Here is a 2,722-nt window from a genome sequence, read left to right on the forward strand (position 1 = left end):
ACGACATTAGGCTATTCTGATACTGCGAATGGCACGTACACTACGATTGACGGAATTGTTTCTATTCCAGATATTGACAACAAAAAACAAGGGATTGATGTAACGACTTTGGGTGACAATATCCAAAAAGAAATCAATGGCTTGTCAGAGAAAAAAGAGCTAGACATTGATGTGATTTATCGAGGTTCAAACTTTGCAGCAATCAAAGCGTTGGAAAATGTGGAGAAATTCTACAAAATTACCGTGGCAGGTGGTTTGGTGGTAACGTTCAAAGCGGTCGCAAGTGTGGGGCTTGGACAATTAGGAGTGAATGAGGCAGTGAAAATTAAATTCTCTCTTAAAGTATTAACATTGCCAGAAATTACGACATCTACTACACCGTAATTACAAATAAATACAAATCAAAGGGGCGAACAAATGCCCCTTTTTTACATGAAAGGACAAAGTAAATGAAAACAACACAAATCAAAATTGGGACACTAGAATTTGAGGCACGACTTGCTGGGAAAGATTATATCCCATTGGAGAAACGTTTGAAAAAATCGCTTTTCAACACGATTATGGGCTATAAGGTAGATGATGAAAACTTAAACTTGCCAACGCTTGGAGAAATGACGGTCATTCTTTCTCAAGTCTGTAAAACACCCAATGTGCGTGAGCGTGATATTGCAAATGCTGTTGAAAACTACATGGAAAACGGTGGGACAAGTTATGAGCTTTATGGTCAAATCATGGAGTTATTAAGCGACTCTGGTTTTTTCGGGAAGACAGAGGAGAGTGGGACGTCTTCGGAGGACGAACAGGTGGAAAATCTGATTTAAAAGAATATGACTCCATGAGTGAAATGTTGGAAGAAATGTACGCTGATGCAGTGAAACTTGGGATAAATTCTGTTAATTATTGGGATTATACATGGGAAGAATTGATGTTGGAATTGGAGTCTTTGCGTTTTCAACAAGAAACAAAATTGAAAGAACACGCTTTGTTTGACTATCGTTTAGCACAGTTAATCAGTTTTGCGGTCAACGACCCTAAAAATATTCCAACAAAAGAGGAAGCCTATCCGATTTTAGAAGTACCAGAAGAAGTGAAAAGATTGGAGGAGCAGAAACAAAATGAACAAAATCTCCTCGCATTTTTCCAACAATTAAAATTAGACGACAAAGGAGGTGGGAGTGAATGAGTGTAAAGATAGACGGTATTGAGATGACTTTTGATTTCAATGTGGAAAAAGCAATCAATAAAGCTAAAGCATTGAAAAAGAGCATGGCTGAAACGTTTAAGGGTATGAATATTGGAGCGAAAGAGAGTAGTGGTGAAGTTGAAAAAGAGACCACTAAACAAGCGGAAAGCGTAAAAAAAGCCTATAAATTAGTGCGTGAAACGAAAAAGAAAATGGCTCAAGAAATGAGTAAGTCAAACTCAAAAGAGGTTTCCAACAAGCCGAAAATTTCTATTATGGGCATGGATGCTCGTGAATACGTGGAAAAAGTTAGAGGGCAGACAAGCACCATGCTTGAGGCACAGAAAAACGCAAAAGCTTTGGTTCAACAAGCTCAAAATTCTTCTGAGTCAGCATTTGGTAAGGCGAACCGTCAATTTTTCGACAATTCTAAGAAGGCATGGGAGAATTTCAAAGAGACTGACACAAAAGAACCTACGGAAACTAAAACGGTCAAAATGAAACCTCCCAAAGACCCACAACCGATACAAAGTTTACCTAAAGGAATGCCACTTGTGAATCCATTGAACCAACAAGCAACCTCACAACTTGCAGAATTAGAAAGAATGAAAGCGAAGTTGAGAGAATTAGCCCCAGAAAGCACAAGAGCAAGAAGTGCGTTAAGTCGGTTGAAATTAAGTAGTGATTTGAGTCAACAAACAAGAATCGCAAGCAATGCGTTAAGCGACTTAGGAAACAAGGCGAGTTCATCAAGTAGTCGAATGAGTCGATTAAGTAGCGTTTTATCAAGAGCAAAAAGCATGATGAGTGGTGTGGCGAGTACGTCAAAAAGGCTCGGTCAAAATTTTTCACAATCGGCTATGAGATTTACACCAGGTGCCAAACAAATTACAAGTGGGGTGCAAGGAGTAGGAAATTCCGTTGATAAAATGAGCAATAAAATCTGGGGTATGGTGAAAAAAGTGTTCATGTTCAGTCTAATACTGAAATTTATACGCTCCATGCGTGACGGATTGAGTGCAGCACTTGGCACTAATGACCAATTTACTCAGTCATTGAATCAAATTAAAGTGAATTTATTGACTGCATTTTATCCGATTTACACGGCAATTCTACCGCTCATCAATTCGTTAATGAGTGGATTGGCACAAGTTACAGGAGTATTTGCCTCATTCATTTCAACGATTTTTGGCACAACTTACGCACAATCGAAAAACGGAGCCGCAGGTCTTTATGACCAAGCAAGCGAAAGTGCAGACAAAGCAACGAAAAAAGCGAAAAAGTTTAAGCAAACATTGGCAGGGTTTGACGAGATTAACACTCTTTCATTTGATGATGATAATGATGAGGACAAAAGTGGTGGAAGTGGAGTCGATTTTAATAAGGCAGTGGGCGATTACACGACACCAAAATGGCTCGCAGATTTCTGGGAAGATGTGAAAGACATTGCAAAACGTATTTGGCAACCGATTTTAGAGGCTTGGAAAGTGAAAGGGGCAGAAGTTATTCGCTCTTTCAAGTATATGTTAGGTGAGTTGT

Annotated in this window: 4 protein-coding genes; all 4 read left to right on the plus strand. The window is 39.1% G+C overall.

What is annotated here, in order from left to right:
• On the plus strand, nt 1–384 hold a 384-nt coding region (locus B5D30_RS13940), incomplete at its 5' end, for a hypothetical protein (RefSeq protein WP_078808504.1).
• A 65-nt stretch (nt 385–449) separates the two neighbouring features.
• Nucleotides 450–821 (plus strand): DUF6096 family protein, encoded by a 372-nt coding sequence (locus tag B5D30_RS12945; RefSeq protein WP_078808505.1) that lies wholly within the window; start codon nt 450–452, stop codon nt 819–821.
• Nucleotides 822–835: 14 nt separating this feature from the next.
• A complete protein-coding gene (locus B5D30_RS12950; protein WP_078808506.1) occupies nt 836–1,183 on the plus strand; it encodes a hypothetical protein in 348 nt (115 codons plus the stop codon).
• Nucleotides 1,180–2,722: hypothetical protein (locus tag B5D30_RS12955; protein WP_144399620.1), on the plus strand; the 1,543-nt coding region annotated here is incomplete at its 3' end. The genes B5D30_RS12950 and B5D30_RS12955, both read left to right, overlap by 4 nt.

It is taken from the genome of Pilibacter termitis, from assembly GCF_900167335.1.
GTDB classification, from domain to species: domain Bacteria; phylum Bacillota; class Bacilli; order Lactobacillales; family Streptococcaceae; genus Pilibacter; species Pilibacter termitis.